Annotated in this window: 16 protein-coding genes; 5 read left to right on the top strand and 11 right to left on the bottom strand. The window is 71.3% G+C overall.

Annotated elements, in window-relative coordinates; all coding sequences use genetic code 11:
* Positions 1 to 41 precede the first annotated feature (41 nt).
* Positions 42 to 1,913 carry a choice-of-anchor Q domain-containing protein gene (locus ACTMSW_RS11555; protein WP_441180528.1) on the top strand — a complete coding sequence of 624 codons (1,872 nt, stop codon included), beginning with the start codon at positions 42 to 44 and terminating at the stop codon, positions 1,911 to 1,913.
* 265 nt (positions 1,914 to 2,178) lie between these two features.
* On the opposite strand, the gene ACTMSW_RS11550 is transcribed toward ACTMSW_RS11555, so the two are convergent.
* Complete coding sequence (locus tag ACTMSW_RS11550) at positions 2,179 to 2,409, bottom strand: hypothetical protein (RefSeq protein WP_441180527.1); 231 nt, start codon at positions 2,407 to 2,409, stop codon at positions 2,179 to 2,181.
* Between the two features lie 168 nt (positions 2,410 to 2,577).
* Between ACTMSW_RS11550 and ACTMSW_RS11545 the strand changes: the two genes are divergently transcribed.
* From ACTMSW_RS11545 to ACTMSW_RS11530, 4 genes are all read left to right on the top strand, one after another.
* Positions 2,578 to 3,804: a sensor histidine kinase gene (locus tag ACTMSW_RS11545; RefSeq protein ID WP_441180526.1), complete on the top strand. Its 1,227-nt coding sequence runs from the start codon at positions 2,578 to 2,580 to the stop codon at positions 3,802 to 3,804.
* Positions 3,792 to 4,448, top strand: a complete 657-nt coding sequence (locus ACTMSW_RS11540; protein WP_441180525.1) for a response regulator — start codon at positions 3,792 to 3,794, stop codon at positions 4,446 to 4,448. The genes ACTMSW_RS11545 and ACTMSW_RS11540 overlap by 13 nt, the downstream gene beginning before the upstream one ends.
* A 112-nt stretch (positions 4,449 to 4,560) precedes the next feature.
* Positions 4,561 to 5,322, top strand: a complete 762-nt coding sequence (locus ACTMSW_RS11535; RefSeq protein WP_441180524.1) for an ABC transporter ATP-binding protein — start codon at positions 4,561 to 4,563, stop codon at positions 5,320 to 5,322.
* Entirely contained in the window at positions 5,319 to 7,790 is a 2,472-nt protein-coding gene (locus ACTMSW_RS11530) for an FtsX-like permease family protein (RefSeq protein WP_441180523.1), read from the top strand. Before ACTMSW_RS11535 ends, ACTMSW_RS11530 begins: the two co-directional genes overlap by 4 nt.
* Positions 7,791 to 8,106: 316 nt before the next feature.
* Here the strand turns inward: ACTMSW_RS11530 and ACTMSW_RS11525 are convergent, their stop codons facing one another.
* From ACTMSW_RS11525 to galE, 10 genes are all read right to left on the bottom strand, one after another.
* A complete protein-coding gene (locus ACTMSW_RS11525) occupies positions 8,107 to 9,156 on the bottom strand; it encodes a class 1 isoprenoid biosynthesis enzyme (RefSeq protein ID WP_441180522.1) in 1,050 nt (349 codons plus the stop codon).
* Between the two features lie 44 nt (positions 9,157 to 9,200).
* Positions 9,201 to 10,085: a hypothetical protein gene (locus ACTMSW_RS11520; protein ID WP_441180521.1), complete on the bottom strand. Its 885-nt coding sequence runs from the start codon at positions 10,083 to 10,085 to the stop codon at positions 9,201 to 9,203.
* Positions 10,082 to 11,278 (bottom strand): cytochrome P450, encoded by a 1,197-nt coding sequence (locus ACTMSW_RS11515; protein WP_441180520.1) that lies wholly within the window; start codon positions 11,276 to 11,278, stop codon positions 10,082 to 10,084. Before ACTMSW_RS11515 ends, ACTMSW_RS11520 begins: the two co-directional genes overlap by 4 nt.
* On the bottom strand, positions 11,275 to 14,004 hold the full coding sequence (locus ACTMSW_RS11510; protein ID WP_441180519.1) for a PEP/pyruvate-binding domain-containing protein: 2,730 nt from the start codon (positions 14,002 to 14,004) through the stop codon (positions 11,275 to 11,277). Before ACTMSW_RS11510 ends, ACTMSW_RS11515 begins: the two co-directional genes overlap by 4 nt.
* A complete protein-coding gene (locus ACTMSW_RS11505) occupies positions 14,001 to 14,624 on the bottom strand; it encodes a nitroreductase family protein (protein WP_441180518.1) in 624 nt (207 codons plus the stop codon). The genes ACTMSW_RS11510 and ACTMSW_RS11505 overlap by 4 nt, the downstream gene beginning before the upstream one ends.
* Positions 14,625 to 14,627: 3 nt before the next feature.
* Positions 14,628 to 15,275: a methyltransferase family protein gene (locus tag ACTMSW_RS11500; protein ID WP_441180517.1), complete on the bottom strand. Its 648-nt coding sequence runs from the start codon at positions 15,273 to 15,275 to the stop codon at positions 14,628 to 14,630.
* Positions 15,272 to 15,676 (bottom strand): nuclear transport factor 2 family protein, encoded by a 405-nt coding sequence (locus ACTMSW_RS11495; RefSeq protein ID WP_441180516.1) that lies wholly within the window; start codon positions 15,674 to 15,676, stop codon positions 15,272 to 15,274. Before ACTMSW_RS11495 ends, ACTMSW_RS11500 begins: the two co-directional genes overlap by 4 nt.
* Positions 15,673 to 16,545 (bottom strand): AfsA-related hotdog domain-containing protein, encoded by an 873-nt coding sequence (locus ACTMSW_RS11490; protein ID WP_441180515.1) that lies wholly within the window; start codon positions 16,543 to 16,545, stop codon positions 15,673 to 15,675. The genes ACTMSW_RS11495 and ACTMSW_RS11490 overlap by 4 nt, the downstream gene beginning before the upstream one ends.
* Before the next feature lie 627 nt (positions 16,546 to 17,172).
* Positions 17,173 to 17,367 carry a hypothetical protein gene (locus tag ACTMSW_RS11485; protein WP_441180514.1) on the bottom strand — a complete coding sequence of 65 codons (195 nt, stop codon included), beginning with the start codon at positions 17,365 to 17,367 and terminating at the stop codon, positions 17,173 to 17,175.
* Positions 17,368 to 17,598: 231 nt separating this feature from the next.
* The gene (gene galE / locus ACTMSW_RS11480; RefSeq protein WP_441180513.1) at positions 17,599 to 18,666 is read right to left on the bottom strand and encodes a UDP-glucose 4-epimerase GalE; all 1,068 of its coding nucleotides are present in this window, start codon (positions 18,664 to 18,666) and stop codon (positions 17,599 to 17,601) included.
* Between the last annotated feature and the right edge of the window lie 111 nt (positions 18,667 to 18,777).

Below are 18,777 nucleotides of genomic sequence, written 5' to 3'. Positions count from 1 at the left end.
CTGGCAATCCGCAAACCGTTTTGTAGGCCATGGAGGTCGTCGTGGACCGAAGATCACACCTCACCCAGGGGGCAGCCATGGCGCTGTCGACGGTCGCCGCACTATCGCTCGGCATCGCCGTCGCCGCCGGCACCGCCCACGCCGTCGCTCCCGCCTCACCCCACACCGGCGCGCGCCTCACCGCCTCCGGCACACCATCGCCGACCGGAACCGGCCGGACGTTCCATGTCGACTCCGTCAACGGCGACGACGCCAGAGACGGCCTCAGCGGCACGAACGCCTGGCGGACGATGGGCCGGATCACGCAGGCCACCTTCTCCCCCGGAGACGTCGTCGCCTTCAAACGCGGGCAGGTGATCAGCGGCGCGGCGTCGATCGACGAGTCGGGCACCAGCGGCAACCCCATCACCCTGGCCGCCTACGGATCGGGGACGCCGCCGGTGCTGAAGAACCCCGGCGGCTGGCACATGCTCAAGCTCAACGGCCAGCACCTCCGGGTCACTCAGCTGTCGTTCACCGACGGCGCCGTCTTCGACAACGCCGACGGCGCCGGCATCACCGGCGACAAGTACCGGCTCAGCGGGGCCATCGCGATCACCGCCAACGGCCGCTACGCCGAGATCGTCGACAATGAGTTCACCGACGTCGGCATCGGCGTGAAGACCTACGGGCAGAACACCAGGATCCAGCACAACAGCTTCCACGACCTGCGCATCGCCTACCGCGGCATGGACGCCGGCGCCGAGACCTCCTACGGTGCCGTCGGCGTGTCCGCCAACAACTCCGACATCGACATCTCCTACAACGACTTCCTCAACTGCCGCAGCACCGATTCGCCCTACGGTGCCGACGGCGGCGCGGTGGAGATCGAGGGATTCGACCACGACAAGAACAACATCGACATCCACCACAACTACGCGCGCGGCAACCAGGGATTCCTCGAGGTCACCGAGACGCACAGTGCCAACGTCCGGCTGTACTACAACATGACCGACGACTACCAGCAGTTCATCGCCTGGGACACCACGACGACGCCCTCCGGCTACCAGGCCTGGAACAACACCGTGATCCGGACCCGGGACAACTCCCGGGCGATCGACATCTACTACTACCGCCAGCCCGGCCCGGCGCCTCAGGACTCGTGGCTGACCCTGCGCAACAACATCTTCTACATGACCCGGTCGACCGTCTTCAGCGGGCACAACTACCCGCACAGCAACAACCTCTTCGCCGGCAGCAGCGACCCGATCGGGTACGGCTTTCCCCCGGGCGACGGGGACATCGTCGCCGACCCGAGGTTCGTCAACCCCGGCAACGCCGATTACCACCTGACAGCCGGCAGTCCGGCCTGGGACAGCGGTGTCGCACACACCCTGTCCGGCACCGACCTCGACGGCACCACCGCACCTGTCGGCGCCGCCCGCGACATCGGGGCGTACGAGCGGGCCGCCGGCACCGTCGGCGGCAACCTCGTGGCCGACGGCGGATTCGAGTCGCAGACGACGCTGAACGCCTCGTCCAGTCCGTGGAACACCGAGGGGGCACTGGCCTACGGCGTCGACATCAACGCCGGCAAGTCCTACGACGGCGCCGACAACGGCTGGATCTGGTCCGGTTCCACCACCAACTGGGGCGCCATCCGCCAGACCGTCGCCGTCACGCAGAACACGAACTACCGGATGACCGTCCACCTCCGCGACTCCGGCACCATCAGCCACGGGTACGCGGGGGCGAAGACCACCGGCGGCACCCTGCTCGGCGAGGTGCGCTACGGCAGAGCCACGGCGTACACCCGCTACGTCATCAACTTCAACTCCGGCGCCAACACCACCATCCGCCTGCACATCGGATACTGGGCCCCGGGCAGCGACGCCTGGGTCCAGGCCGACGCCGTCACCCTCACCACGATCTGACCCGCCGGTTACCGGCCCCGGTGGCGCGCGGCCAGCCTCGCGATGAAGCAGGACGGCGTCGCGCCACCGGCGGTCCGGCGACGAGAGCACCGGGATGCCCGGCCCTCGGCTGACGCCGCCGCCCGGCCAGCGACCGATAGTCTCAGGCACTCTCGACCTGCTCCTGCTCCTGCTCCTGCGGCCCCGGCCATCACCGGCCGCCCTCACGCCTGATCAGCGGCCGTGGCGAGGGTGATTGAGTGCGACGAGGGGTGAGGTTGTGTCCCTACGACTCTCGCGCGCGGTTACGGCGGTGGTGGACGAACAGCGCGACCGCGCAGAGCAGCGCCACCAGGCCGAACGCCGAGCTGATCCACGGGTTGTCCACCGCGGTCGACAGCACCACGTTGGCCGCCGCGCTGACGAAGAGCACCAGCCACAGCAGCGGGCGTAGCAGGCCGCCCGGCTTCTTCGGTGCGGCGACCGGGGCCTCGGCGATGCGGTACGGATCGGTCATGACTACCTCCTTCGGCGGTCGTTCCTCGACGCCGTCAACGCTAGGCGGGCGGCGCGGCGGGGACGATCCCGCCAGGTCGACAACCGTGGTACAGCAGGCTGTACCTTCCGCGCCTTGCGTTGCCGGGCGGGGCCGGCGGTGGCCTATGTTGGCGGGGGAGGTGGGTCGATGGCGTACGTGCGGGGCCGGGTTCGCGCGTTGGTCGACGCCCTGGAGCACCTCGCCGGAGGGCTGGGCACCGCCACGCTGGCGCTGGGCGCGCTGCTCTGGGCGGCGATGGTGGCGGTGGCCTGCCTGGGCGGGGTGGGGCTGCTGGCGGCGCCCGGTGCGTTGCGGGCGGTGCGCTCGGTGGCCGACCGCGAGCGGGCCCGGCTGTCCCGCTGGGGCGAGCCGATCCCCACGCCGGGGCCGGTGCCGGCCGGGTTGCGGACGGCGGCGCACGACCCCTTCGTGCGCCGGGAGCTCGGCTGGGTCGGGTTGCACTCGCTCATCGGCCTGGTGACCGGGCTGGTCGGCCTCACGCTGCCACTCTCTGCCGTGCAGTACGTCACGTTCCCGCTGTGGTATCGGCTGTTCCCTGCCGATGCCGGCGCGCCGGGGATCGTCTGGTGGCACATCGACGGGTTGTCCGACGCACTCACGGTCGGGTTGTTCGGGGTGGGCTGGCTGGCCGCCGCGATCTGGTTCATCCCGGTCCTGGCCCGTCTCCAGGCATGGCCGGGCCGGCGGCTGCTGCCTCCGCCGCCGGGTGTCGACCTGTCCCTGCGGGTGGCCGAGCTGACCGCCACCCGTGCTGCGGCGCTGGACGCCCACGCGGTCGAACTGCGCCGGATCGAGCGGTCGCTGCACGACGGCACGCAGAACCGGTTGGTCGCGGTCAACGTGTTGCTGGGTGCCGCGCGGCGGGCCGTGCGCCGCAATCCGGACCGCGCCGACGAGATCCTCGGGCAGGCGCAGGACGCTGCGGAACAGGCACTCGGCGAGCTGCGTACGGTGGTGCGCGGGATCCTGCCGCCCGTGCTGGACGACCGGGGTCTCGCCGGCGCGCTGGCGGGCCTGGCCGCCAGCTCCGCAGTGCCCTGCCGACTGGAGGTGGACGTGCCCGTGCGGTGCGCGGCCTCGGTCGAGGCCACCGCGTACTTCGTGGTGGCCGAGGCGCTGACGAACGTCGTCCGGCACAGCGGTGCGAGCCAGGTGGACGTGGCCGTGCGCCGCGAGCGCGGCCGGCTGCTGGTGAGCATCGAGGACGACGGGCACGGCGACGCGGACGAGACACGTGGCTCCGGGCTCACCGGCATCCGTCGGCGGGTCGAGGCGTACGACGGCCGGATGACACTGACGAGCCCACCGGGAGGGCCGACGAGGATGGACGTGGAGCTGCCATGCGGATCGTGATCGCCGAGGACGACCCGCTGCTGCGTGAGGGGTTGGCTCTGCTGCTGCGGGCGGAGGATCTGGACGTGGTCGCCACGGCCGGTACTCCGGGCGAGTTCCTGGTCGCCGTCGACGAACACGCGCCGGACGTCGCGATCGTGGACGTACGGATGCCGCCGACCCACACCGACGAGGGCATCGTGGCCGCGGTGGAGGCCCGGCGGCGCCGCCCCGGCCTGGCGGTGCTGGTCCTGTCGGCGTACGTGGAGCAGGCGTTCGCCACCGACCTGTTCTCGGTCGGCGCCGTCGGGCTCGGTTATCTGTTGAAGGAGCGGGTGGGCCGGGTCGAGGAGTTCCTCGCCGCGCTGCACCGCGTCGCGGACGGCGGCAGCGTGATCGACCCGGAGGTGGTGGCGCAGTTGCTCGCCCGCAACCGCCGGACGGACACGGCGCTGAGCGAGCTGTCGCCGCGTGAGCATGAGGTGCTGGGGCTGATGGCCGAAGGGCTCGGCAACAGCGCGATCGCCCAGCGGCTGTTCGTCACCGACGGCGCGGTGCACAAGCACATCCGCAGCATCTTCTCGAAGCTTCAGCTTCCCCCGCACGACGATGCCGACCGCCGGGTCACCGCGGTGCTGCGCTACCTGAACGGCGATCGGCGGTAGCGCCTGCTGTACCCGGACCTGGCAGCCCGCGGGATGGTCGCCGTTCTCCCACGTCATTAGCGTTTCTGGTGCGCGCAGTTCCTGCCGATGACACGGAGAGAGGCCCACCAGAATGCCGGATTATCCGGGACAGACCATCGAACCGGCGGTACGCGTCGAACACCTCACCCGGGTGTACGGCGCCGGCCGTAACCAGGTGACTGCGCTTGCGGGCATCGATGTCGGCTTCAACCGGGGCACCTTCACCGCGGTGATGGGGCCCTCGGGCTCCGGCAAGAGCACGCTGCTGCAGACCGCGGCCGGGCTCGACCGGCCCACCTCCGGTCGGGTGGTCATCGCAGGCACCGACCTGTCGGGGCTGTCCGAGACCCGCCTGACCGAGCTGCGTCGTACCCGGATCGGGTTCATCTTCCAGGCGTTCAACCTGATCGGCGCGCTCACCGTCGAGGAGAACATCGTGCTGCCCCTGCGCCTGGCCGGCGTCCGTCCGGACCGGGCCTGGCTGACCCAGGTGGTCGAGCGGGTCGGCCTCACCGACCGACTGCACCACCGGCCGGCCGCGCTCTCCGGCGGCCAGCAGCAGCGGGTGGCGATCGCCCGGGCGCTGGCCACCCGCCCCGAGGTGATCTTCTCAGACGAACCCACCGGCGCCCTCGACTCACGGACCGCGGCGGAGGTGCTGACGCTGCTGCGCGCGGTCGTGGACGAACACGGACTGACCGTGGTGATGGTGACCCACGATCCGATCGCCGCGTCGTACGCGGACCGCGTGCTCGTGTTGGCCGACGGTGCGATCGTCGCCGACCTTCCGCAGCTCGGAGCCGCAGGTATCGCCGAGCACCTGGCATCGCTGGATCGGCGGGTCCTCCGATGATCGGGCTGGCCGCCCGCCTGCTGCGGCACCGCGCCGGTCCCGCCGCCGCGACCCTGCTGGCCCTGATCGCCGGCGTGCTGATCCTGGTGGCGATGGGCACCTTCGTCGAGTCCGGGCTGCGGTTCCGCCCGGAGCCGCGGCTCTGGGCCACCGCCGACGTGGTCGTCGCCAACCGCACGGTCAGCCACACGTTCAAGGAGTTCGACGGCGAGACCACCACGAGCACCGTCACGCTGCCCGAGGGCGGCACGGTGGACGCGGCCCTGGTGGACCGGATCCGCCAGGTGCCGGGCGTCGCGGCCGTCACCGGCGACGAAGGAGTGCTGATCGACTCACCTGCTGCCGTGGGACACGGCTGGGACACGTACGACTTCGCCGGTCGTCCCATCGCCGCGGGTGCCGCGCCACGGGCCGACGACGAGGTGCTGGTCGACACCCGGCTCGGCGTGGCGCCCGGCGACCGCATCGACCTGGTCGTCGGCGGGGTCGGGCGGTCGTACCGGGTGAGCGGAACCGCCGAGACCGGTTCGGCGGCGGTGTTCTTCACCGACGCGCAGGCCGCCCGGTTGTCCGCCCACCCGGGCCGGGTGGATGCGATCGGCGTCCGGATGATGCCCGGCGCCGACCTCGGCGCGGTACGCGAGATCGCGTCGGCGGCCGGCGCCACGACGTACGTCGGGAAAGACCGTGGGAACGTCGAGCAGTCGGAGAACCAGGCCGCCCGGACGTTGCTGGTCGAGGTCGGATCGGCTTTCGGGGGGTACGTCGTCCTGCTGATCGTCTTCGTGGTGGCCGGCACCATCGGGCTGTCCGTCCGGCACCGTCGACGTGACCTGGCGTTGCTGCGCGCGGTCGCGGCCACGCCGGGGCAGGTACGCCGCATGCTGCTCGCCGAGGCGGCGCTGCTCGCCCTGATCGGCTCCGCGATCGGCGGCCCGACCGGCCTGCTGGCAGCCCGCTGGGTGCACGGCGAGCTGGTCGGGCGGGGGTTCGTGCCGGCCAGCTTCCCGATGGCCGACGGCCTGTTCGCGGTGCCGGCCGCGGTCGGTACGGCGGTCCTCGTGGCGGTGCTCGCCGCGTTGGTCGCCGCACGCCGGATCACCGGGATCAAGCCCATCGAGGCGCTTGGCGAGATCGCAGTCGAGCCTCGGCGTAGCGGCCGGGTGCGGCTGATCGCCGGCGTGCTGACGCTGGCGGCGGCCGGCGCCTCCGGGGCGTTCACGCTCGGTGCCGCCGGGTCGACCGGGGCACTGGCCGGCGCGGTCGGCATGCTGTACCTGTTCGTCACCGCGGTGGCGCTGCTCGCACCGAGGATCAACGCGTACGCGGCACGCCTGCTCACACCGTTGTTGCCGCGGGTGTGGCGGGTCAGCGGCTACCTGGCTGCGGCCAATCTGCGGGCCAACGCGCAGGGCATGGCGACCGTCCTGACCGCCCTCGTGCTGTCCGTGGGGTTCGGCGGCTCGGTCTGGTTCCTGCAGACCAACCTGGAACGGCAGACCATCACGCAGAGCAGTGCGGGAACCCTCGCCGAGCGGGTGCTTGTCGCTCCGGGTGGGCTGCCGGCGGACGCGGCGCGGGAGATCCGCGAGTTGGCCGGGGTCGAGGCGGCCACTGGTGTGCGCCGTACGCAGGTGCTGGTGCGGGCGTCCGGCTACATCGAGCCGGTCAGCGCGCAGTCGGTCGACCCGGCGGGCATCACGTCGACAATGGACCTCGCGGTGCGCGAGGGCAACCTGGCCGACCTGCGCGCCGGCACCGTCGCCGTGTCCGCGATGCAGGCGTCCTCATCCGGCTGGGACGTCGGCGACCAGGCGGAACTCTGGCTGGGCGACGGCACCCCGGTCACGTTGGACGTCATCGCGATCTACGGCCGTGGCCTCGGCTTCGGCGACGTCACCCTTGCTGCCGAGACGGTCGCCGGGCACACGGCCGGGAATACCAGCGACGAGGTCCTGGTCCGCGCCGGCCCGGAGGCCGACACCGCGTTGGCCACGTGGTCGGCTGGGCATCCGGACACCGAGGTTCTCGACGCCGCCACCCGTACGCGCCTGGTCAGCACCGACCTGGCGCTCGGCGCCTGGCTGAACCGGCTGCTGATCGGCGTGATGGTGGGGTACGCGGCGCTGGCGGCGGCCACCACGATGGTGATGGCCGCGCTGGCCCGCCGCCGCGAGTTGGCGTTGCTGCAACTGGTCGGGGTCACCCGCCGTCAGATTCGCGCGATGGTCCAGGCCGAACAGGCCGGGCTGCTCGGCACCGCGGTGCTGATCGGCGCGACGATCGCGGCGCTGACCCTGAGCGCGATCGTCAACGGACTGACCGGCAGCCCGATCCCGTACGTCCCGCCGCTCGGTGGGGTGGCGGTGCTCGGCGGCACGACACTGCTGGCGCTGGCAACCACGGTGTGGCCCGTCCGACGGCTGCTCAACGCACCTCCGATCGACAACATCGGTGTGAAGGAGTAGGCGTCACGGCTCGAATATCGGCGACCGTGCCGCCTCCGTGAACATCGCTGAGGCGGCACGGTCGCCCTGGTGTCCCGCTACGGGTGGACCCCGGGACGCGGCAAAGTCGTGGCGGCGGCCTTGGCGGACGCCGACGCCCGGCCAGGGACCGTTAACCCCAAGCACGCCCGACCTGCTCCCGCAGCCCCGGCCATCACCAGCCGCCCGCACGGACGCTGCGCCCGATCAGCGGCAGAGGCCGATGGTGTCGCGGGCGTCAGCACCGGGTTTGCTGACGGCGATGCGGTAGGGGTCAGGACGCGACGTCGGCCGGGCGTCACCGGAGCGGGAAGAGCGTGACCGCTTGGTCGACCAGGTGATGCAGGTCAGCTGCGTACGGCTGGCCACCGCCGAGGCCGTCGATGTCCTGAAGGATCAGGTGAGCGATCCGGTCGACCTCGCCGGCGTACCCTACGAGGACGGCCGGGGCGAGCAGGTGCCGCTTGAAGTCTGCCCGCCGCAGGTCAGACCCGGCGGCGGCGGCGTGCAGGGCCAGCAGTTCCCGCCGCTGTTGGTCGGGCAGCGGGTCGAGCAGATGGGCGAGCAGGTACGTCGCCGTGCCGTTGCGCAGGTCCTCGTCGCGGCCGGTGGTCAGGTCCCGCCGGTCGTTCGCGAGCTGCCGCAGCACGCCGAGCCGCGAACCGACCCGCCGCCACTGGTCGACCCGGTGGTCGTCGGCTCCGGCCAGCAGGGCGCCGAGGGCCGCGGCCATCCCGTACGGGGCACCGGTCTTGCCCGCGTAGCTGCGCAGCACCACGTCGATCGTGGTGGTCGCCGGATGGTTGGCGTAGTCGAGCAGTTGGCCGTTGATTCCGTCCAGCCAGCACCGGGTCAGCTCGTTGATCATGCGGACCCGGACCGCGTCGTCGACCGGGGCCGCGTCGATCAGCCGGGCCGGCAGCTGGGTGCCGGTGGCCATGGCGGTCAGGATCCCGGCATCGTCGGTCGTCCCGTCGGTGGCCGGCGCGGCGGAGCGGTCCGGTGCCGCGTCCGCCAGATCGTCGAGGTATCGGGCGGCTGCCCACCAGAGCAGGTGGATGATGCTCGCGGTACCGCCCCGCCCCGGCTCACCGGACTCGGCCCCGGCGACGAGCAGGGGTAGCCGCGCTATGCCGTCGAGGGCGGGTGATCCCCCTGCTACCAGCCGCCCGATCACCCGCTCGATGAACTCGGCCATCGCCAGGTCGACCGCCGCCGAACTGGTGGCGAGCCTTCGGGTAAGCGCGCCCAGTTCGGCGTGGACATCGGCCAGCGCCTGTTCGAGGCGCTGCTCGGGGTCGAGCACCGCGACGATCCCCGCGGGCGGGCCGGGTTGGGCTTGTGGCATCTTGCCTTCCAATTTTTCACTCGATTCTTGGTCCGACCCGACCGTCAACCCACGATCAGGCCCACCACGGCGTAAGCGGCGAAGGTGGCCAGCAGATAGAGCACCGAGAACGTGACCGGCCACCGGTTGCGGCGCTGCCCCGCGAACCGGTGGAGAGCCAGCAACGGCCAAGCGAGTGGGACGAGCACGACCAACGACCACGGCGACCACGGGCGAACCGAGAACACGAACAGCGCTGCCGAGACGATGGCGACCACCATGGCCATCCCCACTGTCGGGGCCAACCCGATCGTGGTGACATAGGTGCGCTCACCCGGTCGCGGCACCCGGACGATTTTCTTCGCCAGTTCCAGGTGACCCGTCGCCAGTATCACCACGCCCAGCGCCAACAGGCAGGTGGGCCAATCCGCCGGGTGCCCGACCTGGCGCAGGTAGCCGGCGTAGAGGTAAAGGTGCAACAGGATCTGCGCCGGGCTGCTGATCAGCAAGGTGAGGAAGAGTTTGTCACCGTCGGGCCACCGCAACCACCGGTGGGCGGCCAGCACCAGCAGTGCGTAACCGAGTTGGCCGGCCACGATGGCCAGTGCGACCAGGTTTCCCAGGTTGATCGCCAGGATGACCACGGAGCCGACCGCGTACAGCACGAACAGGTCCGTGATGCGGACCCGCCCGGCGGCGAGCGGACGGTTCGGGCTGTGCAGCCGGTCGTACTCCAGATCCCGGATGTCGTCGATCGCCCGCATCAACAGCAGGTTGACGGTGAGGGTCGCGGCAGCGATGCTCGTACTCCAGCCGGGCGTCCAGGTCGTCACCCGTGGGTCTACCGACGCGTACAAGCCGGTCACACCGTAGGTCCAGGCGACGGCGGTCATCACCGAGATCACCGGTGGGTAGCTGCCCCGCACGTAGCGGAGGAGTCGGCCGATCACGCGGCCGACGCCCAGGTGACCGGAAGCTTCCACACCCCGCGCAGGAACATCTGGTCACGCCAGTCCAACCCGTCCTCCGGTTCGGTGAGAGCGAGACCGTCCAACCGGCGCAGCAGCGCGCTCAGGCCGCTCTGGAGCTCCACCCGGGCGTGCGGCGCGCCGACGCAGAGGTGCCGGCCGTGGCCGAAGCCCAGGTGCGGGTTCGGTTCACGGTCGGGCCGGAACTCGTCGGCGGCCGTGAAGACCATTGGGTCCCGGTTGGCCCCGTCGGTCATCGGGATCACCACCTGGCCGGCTTTTATCCTGATGCCCGCCAACTCGGTGTCGGCGAGTGCGACGTGCGGCTGGCCGCCGGTGCCGGCGAACCAGACCCAGCGCAGCAGCTCCTCGACGGCGGCCGGGACGTCCTGCGGCCGGTCGCGCAGCCGGGCGGCCAACCCAGGGGTACGCAGTACCTGCAGGATGCACATCGCCAGGTGGTTCGCGGTGGTCTCACCACCGGCGATCACCAGGCCGAACGCGAGCACCGCGATCTCCTCGTCGGTGAGCCCGTCCGACTTCTGGCTGGCCAGCATCGTGCTGAGCAGATCGTCGGCCGGGCGCTCGCGTCGGCTGGCCATCAGGTCGAAGAAGTACGTATACATCGCGTCGTGCGCCGACCCGACCTGGTCCGGCGTGAAACGCCCGGCGGACATCATGACGTCCACCAACGGACGGATGTACGCGATGTCGCCCAACGGCACCCCAACCAGCTCGCAGATCACCCGGTACGGCAGCGGTGTGGTGTACGCCGAGATCAGGTCCACCGGAGGACCGGTGGCCTCGATGTCGTCCAGCAGTCGTTCGGCGAGTTCGGCGATCCTGGGTGCCGCCAGTTCGGCCTGCCGGGTGGTGAAAGCCGCCTGAACCGCCCTTCGACGTCGGGTGTGCACCGGTGGGTCGCTGGTGACCAACGCCAGTGCCGTGGTCTTGCGGGCGAAGAGGGTGCCACCCGCCCACGCCTCGCGGCTGAACCGGGGATCGGTCAGCACCGTGCGGACCTCCGAATGGCCCGTGACGAGCAGCGCCTCGACGCCGTTCGCCAGCCGGACCGGCACCAACGGGCCCTCATCGACGGCCGCCAGGTAGTCCGGGTGAAGGGCGACGCCGGGCCGGGCCGCAAGGGGGAAGCGGAGGGGAGTGTTTTCGCTCATCGCGCAGGCTCTTCCAGGATGTGGACGGTTCCGGCGCTCGCGTCCATGTCGATGACAGCGCCGTCCGGGATCCGGGCGGTGGCTTCCGGTACGGCGACGATGGTGGGGATGCCCAGCAGCCGTCCGGTGATCGCGGTGTGCGAGAGCAGCGTGCCCCGCTCCACGATCAGCCCCTTGGCGACCAGCATGAGCGACAGCCATCCCGGGTCGGTCTCCCGGGCCACCAGGATGGCGCCGCGGCAGGACTCGGCGGTCACGTCCGGGGTCAGGACCAGGCGGGCCGGCGCCCGGACCCGTCCGCCGGACGACCCGAGCCCCTGCAGGTGACCGGTGCCGCTCGGCACGGTGCCGTCCCCGATCGGCACCGCGTCGGCCAGCGCCAGCGCAAGTGGCCGGTCCGGCTCGGTAGCCAACAGCGGCTGTTTCGCCGCCAGCCGGCCGTACAGTTCGTGCTCGGCGCGACGTAGGGCCACCAGCCCGCGAAGATCCGATCCGGGCAGGGTGCCGTCGAAGGAACCCAGCACCTCGGCCACGGTCAGGTGGCAGATGTCAGTCCGGTCGGCGAGCCGGCCGGTTCTGACCAGTTCCGCGCCGAGCCGCCAGGTCACCTCCCGGGACAGCCCGTACAACTGGGTCCGGCAGAACCGGGTGTCCTCGCGCATCCGGGCCGAGGCACGCAACGCCGCCGCCAGCGTCCGCAGCACCAGCCGGCGATGCCGAGCCGGCACCACTCGCGCCAGTTCCTGCCGGGCCAGCAGCGCGGCACGCCGTTCGTCGGCCCGGTTGCCGGCCTCGGTCAGGCCCTGGCCCAGGTAGGGCCGGATCACCTCCAGCACCGTCCACGGCCGTTGGCGGGGAGTCGGCTCCTCCAGCTTCAGGTCATGAAGCGCCCGGTCGCCGAACCGCCGCACGTATGCGGTCGCGGCCGTGGCGAGCGGTTCGCCGTACCGGCCGGCGGTTAGATCGCGCCACACCCGCTCGTCCGGGGAGCGCTCCGGGCCGTCGTGCAGCAGCGCGTCCCTGAGTTCTGGAACCTCCGCCACCAGTTCGGCCAGCCGGATCGAGGCCCGTACCGCCTGCAACGACCGGTTCTCCCGGCCACCCACCAGCAGGCCGACCAGCAGTCGCCGGTCGCCTCCGGCCCACCGGTCCAGCAGTTGACGCAGGGCGGTGACAATCAAAAGGCCGTACATCGAGTTGGTCAGGGTGACCCCCCAGCGGGCTGACACCGCGGACCACAGCCGACGGTAGAAGTCGATCAGCTGCTCGGGTGACCGACCGTCGAGCGTGTCGGCGTCCGCCAGCACGCCGTCCCACCAGCGCAGGAAGGCCCGGACCTGGGCCGGATGGCGCAGCGCCCGCAGCAGCACGCCGGGCAGCGCCGCCCAGGCTCGGCGGCGGGACCAGCGGGGTTGGTCGCGGGCCGGTCCGACCACCCCCATGGAGTTCTCCCACTCGGACCGGACCAGCTCGAACAGGGGCATCTGGGCGTGCAGGGCGTGCCAGGCGTCGAGGCGGTAGTAGATCCGCCCGTCGAGGAACCCGACCAGTTGCTCCAGCCGGTGCCGGGTCGCCTCGAACCGGCGTCGTGGCACCCCCATGCGGTGGTACAGGTCACCGAACGCCCGCCGGTAGAACTCCTGCGCCTGCGAGTAGGTGAGCACGGTGGAGACACCGGGGTAGCTCTCGGTGATGTTGTGGTTGGACCAGTACCGCCGTTCACCCGTCCCGCCGGTCGCCGTCGATACCGGGCGGGCCTGCACCAGGTGCACCAGACCGTCGTCGGTGATGGTGCCCTCGATGTCCTGCGGGCAGCCGTAGAAGCGTTCCACCCGGCCCGCCAGCTCGGCCACCTCGATGGCCTGGGCTTCGGTGAGGACCGGGGCGTCAGTCAGCTCCGCGGGGACGGCCACCACGGCGAGCTCGGTGCCGTCCGCGACCGGTCCGACCATCCGACGCTTCTGAACGGTACGGGCCGTCACCCGGCCGTCGGCCACGAAGAAGTGGTCGATGTCGGCCTTCTCCTGCACCACGCCTTCGCCGATGCCGTACGCGGCGGCGACTACCGCCTCCCGCCCGCCGGGCCGGGGATCCCGGCTGAAGGCGACGAAGGAACGGGTGCCGGGCACCATCCGCTGGATGCCGACCGCGATCCGGGTCTTCGTCGGACACAGGCCGCGCCACATCCGGTACCGCACACCCCGGTCCGAGAAGGCGGACGCCCAACACCGGATGATCCGGTCCGGAACCAGGTCACGAGGCACGTAGAGGAAGCTGTCACTCAGCCCGGCGAACGGGTCGTCCCGGCCATCCTCGCCGTCATCGGCCGGCTGTTCCCCGGCCGGGGCAGCACCGTCCTCGGGGCGCCGAGCCGGTACGGCGCAGGCTCGGACGGCGACCAGTGCGGTGGGCCCGAACTGCTCGTCGAAGGCGGCCCACACCTCCTCGGCCCACTCCGCCGGCATGCGCAGATCGCGTAGCGCCTGCGCCGCGCGGGAGCACCAGGCCGCCACCTGCTCCGGCTCGGCCCCGGGGCGCGGCGGGGCGGGCAGGTCGGCCAGGGCGAGCCGGGACGCGGCGTCGAACGCGGTCGCCGGCAGGCAGAACAAGTCGGGAACTCGCAGCCCAGCCCGGCGCAGCTCGACCAGCCGCGCGAACTTGTGGCCCACCGAGGACGGTTCCACCTGTTCCGGGGCACCGACCATCGTCGTCAATTCGCTCGTCATGTCGGGCTCCCCGCCCACCGATCGATGTGGATCAAGGACTCGACGGGCTGGCGAGCTGCCGGCCGGAACCCTGCACCCAGGGTGTACGCGGTCGGGATCAACGCACCCTGGTGTACCGTCTCGGGCAGCCCGAGCAGCGCGGCGACCTCCTGTTCCCGATCGAGGTGCACCGCGGTCCAGGCCGTGCCGAGCCCGCGCGACCTTGCCGCCAGCATGTAGCTCCACGCGGCCGGTAGCAGCGAACCCCACAGACCGGCCTGGTTGCCGGTGGGCAGCACGCCCTGCGGCACGTACAGGCAGGGCAGGACCAGGACCGGCACCTGGCCGAGGTGTTCGGCCAGGTAGCGGGCGCTGGCCAGATCTCGCGGCGACGCGTCCGGCGGGTGGTGGCCGGGCGGGTACCGGTCCTCGAACGCCCGCCGGTAGATCGAGCCGAGTTCGCCGCGTACCGCCGGGTCGACCACGACCAGCCAGCGCCAACTCTGCCGGTTGCCGCCGGTGGGGGCCTGCACGGCCAGCCGCAGACACTGCCGGACCAGCTCCAGATCCACCGGCCGGGTCAGGTCCAACCGGCGCCGCACCGACCTGGTGGTCGACAGCAGCTCATCCAGGTCCGCCAAGGTTCACCACACTCCGGGAAGCAGCCGGGACCGGTTCGCCGCGTACTCCGCGTAGCCCGGCACGTCCAGCAGTGCCTGCTCCTCCACCCGGATCCGGAATACCACGGCGGCGAGCAGCAGCAGTAGGCACAGCACGCTGACCGGGTTGAGGAAGAAGGCCACCAGGCCGAGGTGGGCCAGGAGCATGCCGGCGTACGCCGGGTGCCGGATCGGCTGGTACACGCCGGTGGTCACGGCGACCTGGTCGGTGCGGCGGGCCACGTGGTGCGAGTAGAACCGGCCCAGGGTCCGGATGGCGACCTCGCGGAGGGCGACGCCACCGACGAACAGCGCCACCGGCAGCAGCAGCAGCGGGAACCAGGCGGCCCACGGCAGCGGGAGGAGGGCGGTCGAGCCAAGGGTCGCCAGCCGCGCCAGCGCGTACGGAACCAGCGTACGGCCGTCCTGGACGCCTGTCGGGTGAGCGAAGGTGACCGGAACCTCGACCAGCAGCCAGGCCAGATAGGCGACGGTCAGGGTCAGCGCCGTCCCGCGTAGCGCGCCCGCCGGGTCCGACATCCGCACGGCCACCCCCGCCAGCGCCAACCCGACGGCGACGACGAACAGGATCCGGGGTGCCCGGAACACGGCGCTGGACACACTCGTGGTCATGCCGATCCGCCGAACCAGCCGGCCGGCGGCTCGTAGGCCGTCTCCTGGACCGTGTGCCAGTACTCCCGGAAGGAGGCGCAGCGACCATCCGGCGCGAACCGCAACGCCAGGGAGCCCGAGGCGGTCCGGGGCACCCGGGTCGCCGGGTCGAGCACGATGCACCACCACTCGACGCTCGCCCGGTCCCCCGCCTGGACGGGTTCCCCGAACCAGATGCGAGGTTCGACCTGGCGGGACAGGGTGGCTTCCCAATGTGCGGCGATGGCGGCGGGGCCCCGGTGCGGGGTGCCGAAGGGGCCCTGGTGGTACGCGGCATCCGGCGTGAAGAGTTGGCCGATCGCCAGCGGATCACGTTGACGCCAGGCGGCCCCGAGTTGTGCGATCCACTGTGCCGCGGTCACTGCGACCCCCGCCGCGCGTCGTTGTCCTGGTTGCCGGCCGTCCGCCGTTTGCGCAGGTACGCCTCGCGGCTCAGCGCGTGTGAGACATAGGTCAGGTGGCCCAACGGGGTCGGATCGCCGGCCACCGTCAGTGCCAGCTCGAATCGTGCTCGGGCTCCCACGGCGGGCGTCATCGCTGGCCAACGCAGAAGCAACGGAAGCGTACTGGGCAGTCCGCAGGGCACGTCGAGGTCGACGGACATCCACAGGATCTGCGTGTCCAGGGACCGCCCGTGGTCGAGATGACTGAGCATCACGCAGAACTGCCGGCCCGCCTCGAGTAGCTCTTCAGAGCTGTAGCGCGCCGGATCGTGCCGGCGCAGGAAGTGTCCCGGCGGTGGTGACAGCACCTGGGACTCGGCGACTTCCGGGCACGGCCGCCGCACTTCGCTGATGCCGATGTTCTGCGGCCGGTGCCGATGGACCAACTCGGCCGGGGCGGAGGGTGCCGGCTCCGCCGGTGCCGCGACCACCCGGACGGGAACGCTCTCCTCGACAAGCTCGGCGTGCCCCTCGCACACGGCGTGGCCGTGCTGCTCGGCGCGCAGATGGAACCGCCCGGCCGCGGGCATGACATGCAGGTACGTCTCGGCGTCCAGTTCGCACAGCCGGGAAAAGGTCAGCGACAACCGCAGGCGGTCGTGCGGCCGGTCGCCATCGGGTGCTCCGACGACCTCGCGGAACAGGTCCAGCAGCCCAACCGCGAGTTGTATTCCCGGCACGTGGTCGAGCGGATGGTCGAAGAAGAACGGATGTCCCTGGTCGACGACCAACGGAATTGTCGAACCGATCTGTGGTTCGGCTGCCAGGTCTACAGCTCGGGTGGACATCGAACCCTCCTCCGCCATGGCCGGACGCTGAGAGCCCGCAAGGCGCATTGTCACGAGACAGACGGAAATTCCGCGGGGAACATCCGCGCCGGCACGGCTGATCCAGCGGCGGCTTCATTCTGATTCGTCAGATGGGATATCCAAGCCACACAAGGTGATATCTTGGGATTCTCCTAGAATCTGACTTCCACGGATCTCTGAGTGTCACTGTGGTGGTTCTGACGGACTGCCGCCAGGATCGGTGCTGGCGTACCGGGTGACTCGGTACGGATCTGGCCGGGTGTGCGTGCCCTTCTTCTGACCTGTCCCCGGTCGCCGGCACGGCCCTTGGCGTTCTCGGTCTCCCACGCTCGCGGCTCCGCCGTTCAAGCTTCTGTGACCGGCGCCCCGCACGTCCTCCTCACGCACATGGGGGTGCTCCGGGCAGCCGCGGGGACTCCAGTCACTGCAGAGCGCGGGATATGTGTCCGAGCTGGTCGCGAGTGGAGCACCCTGTTGCTCCCAATCCGCTCCCCCGATCTCGGCCCGGCGATGGCCGGCCGGGTTCCGTGTCGTGCCCGCTCGTGACCGCTAGGTGCTCCGGTTACTGGCCCATGGATGGCCCATCATGGGCATGACCCGGCGCGTCTACGGGATCGCCTCGGTCAGGCAGGTCCATCCCTGCGCGAAGTTCCCCGGTCGTGCCGGGGGTTCCGCGGCGCGGGAGGGGTCGAGGTCGGCCACGGCGACGACGTCCAGCTCGTCCAGGCCAATCAGGGTCGGCAGGTGCTTGCGGGAGTCGGCGCCGCAGCCCACGATCCCGACGCCCACCCGGGCGGTCACCGGCTGGCCCAGCGCAGTCCCCGCCGGACGGTGGTGTGGACGGTGTCATCGCGGAGCACGTCGAGGTCGTGCCCAGGGGTGCCGACGAAGACCCGGCCGGCTCCCCAGGTTCGGGTTTAGACGGCGGGGCAGTTCACCGGGCGGCCCCACGGGTCGAAGTCGCGGCCGGGCAGGGTGGTGACTGCCAGGACGTCGCAGTGCGCGTCGGGGCGTTCGCCCTCGGCGGCGCATTCAGCGCCGCGACCAGTGGCCGTGGCCCGCGGCTTGCGCGTCGTCGGCCAACCGGTGCGTCGGCACGGCAAGGTCGGGCAGCAGCCTTTCCCGCCGGCGGAACCAGGCCAGCGAGTCGGCGATCCCTGTGGGCAGGTTCCGCTCCGCGCGCCAGCCGAGCAGGTCCCACGCCAGGCGACTTCGGGTGTACGCGCCGACGCTGTCGCCCGGACGGCGCAGCGCCTCGGTTACGGCGACCGGGTCGTCAACCAGCGCGTTGAAAGCCGAGACGAGTTCGAGCACGGTCGTACCCGTGCCGGTGCCGAGGTTGACTGCGGTGTGCCGGGGACCGTCGGCGGGAAAGAGGCGGTCGAAGCGTTCCAGCGCCCGCAGGTGAGCGGTGGCGAGGTCCCAGACGTGCACGTAGTCGCGCAGCCCGGAGCCGTCGCGGGTGGGCCAGTCGAGGCCGGCGACGGGAAACGGTACACCGGTGCGGTGAGCGTGCATGAGCCGGCCGAGGGCGTGTGAGGGCGTCGGGACCTGCGGACCGGTGCGCAGTGCCGGGTCGGCGCCGACCGGGTTGAAGTAGCGCAACGAGAGCACCCGAAGCCGGCTGGTGGCGGCGATGTCGGCCAGCATCCGCTCCACGACAATCTTGGTGTGCGCGTACGGGTTGTCGGCTCGCAACGGCGACGCCTCGTCCACGGCGAGGTCCGGGCCGGGTTCGTAGATCGACGCCGACGAGCTGAAGATCAGGCGCCGCACGTCGTGGGCGAGCAGCCGGTCGACGAACTCCAGCGTCGCGGCCACGTTGGCGCGGTAGTAGTCGACCGGCCGGGACACCGAGTCGGGCACGACGATCAGCGCCGCGCAGTGCACCACCGCCTCGATGTCAGGGTGGCGACGCAGGACGTGGTCCACCGCCCCGGCGTCGGCCACGTCGCCCTCGTGGAAGATCCGCCCGTAGCAGAACTCCCGCCGGCCCGTAACGAGGTTGTCGATCACCACCGGTGTGTGGCCGGCGTCGAGCAGCCGCGACGCGACCGTACTGCCGATGAAGCCCGCGCCGCCCGCGATAAGCACCTTCACGACCAGCCCTCCCCCGAGGCGAACCGCCGGAGCGGCACCCGCCCCCACCTGCATCTTGACCTCGGTCGGCGGTCCGGCACCGGCGATTGCCACAGCCCGCCCGCTCCGGTC

The organism is Micromonospora sp. BQ11, from assembly GCF_052068135.1.
In the GTDB taxonomy this organism is placed as follows: domain Bacteria; phylum Actinomycetota; class Actinomycetes; order Mycobacteriales; family Micromonosporaceae; genus Micromonospora.
Note: the sequence above shows the minus strand (reverse complement) of the source record. Positions and strands in the feature narration are given on the sequence as shown.

Bases quoted from the DNA above. Each gene is read 5' to 3' on its own strand.
- ACTMSW_RS11550 (WP_441180527.1), bottom strand. From the start codon at position 2,409: ATGACCGATCCGTACCGCATCGCCGAGGCCCCGGTCGCCGCACCGAAG.
- ACTMSW_RS11545 (WP_441180526.1), top strand. From the start codon at position 2,578: ATGGCGTACGTGCGGGGCCGGGTTCGCGCGTTGGTCGACGCCCTGGAG.
- ACTMSW_RS11540 (WP_441180525.1), top strand. From the start codon at position 3,792: ATGCGGATCGTGATCGCCGAGGACGACCCGCTGCTGCGTGAGGGGTTG.
- ACTMSW_RS11535 (WP_441180524.1), top strand. From the start codon at position 4,561: ATGCCGGATTATCCGGGACAGACCATCGAACCGGCGGTACGCGTCGAA.
- ACTMSW_RS11530 (WP_441180523.1), top strand. From the start codon at position 5,319: ATGATCGGGCTGGCCGCCCGCCTGCTGCGGCACCGCGCCGGTCCCGCC.
- ACTMSW_RS11525 (WP_441180522.1), bottom strand. From the start codon at position 9,156: ATGCCACAAGCCCAACCCGGCCCGCCCGCGGGGATCGTCGCGGTGCTC.
- ACTMSW_RS11515 (WP_441180520.1), bottom strand. From the start codon at position 11,278: ATGAGCGAAAACACTCCCCTCCGCTTCCCCCTTGCGGCCCGGCCCGGC.
- ACTMSW_RS11510 (WP_441180519.1), bottom strand. From the start codon at position 14,004: ATGACGAGCGAATTGACGACGATGGTCGGTGCCCCGGAACAGGTGGAA.
- ACTMSW_RS11500 (WP_441180517.1), bottom strand. From the start codon at position 15,275: ATGACCACGAGTGTGTCCAGCGCCGTGTTCCGGGCACCCCGGATCCTG.
- ACTMSW_RS11490 (WP_441180515.1), bottom strand. From the start codon at position 16,545: ATGTCCACCCGAGCTGTAGACCTGGCAGCCGAACCACAGATCGGTTCG.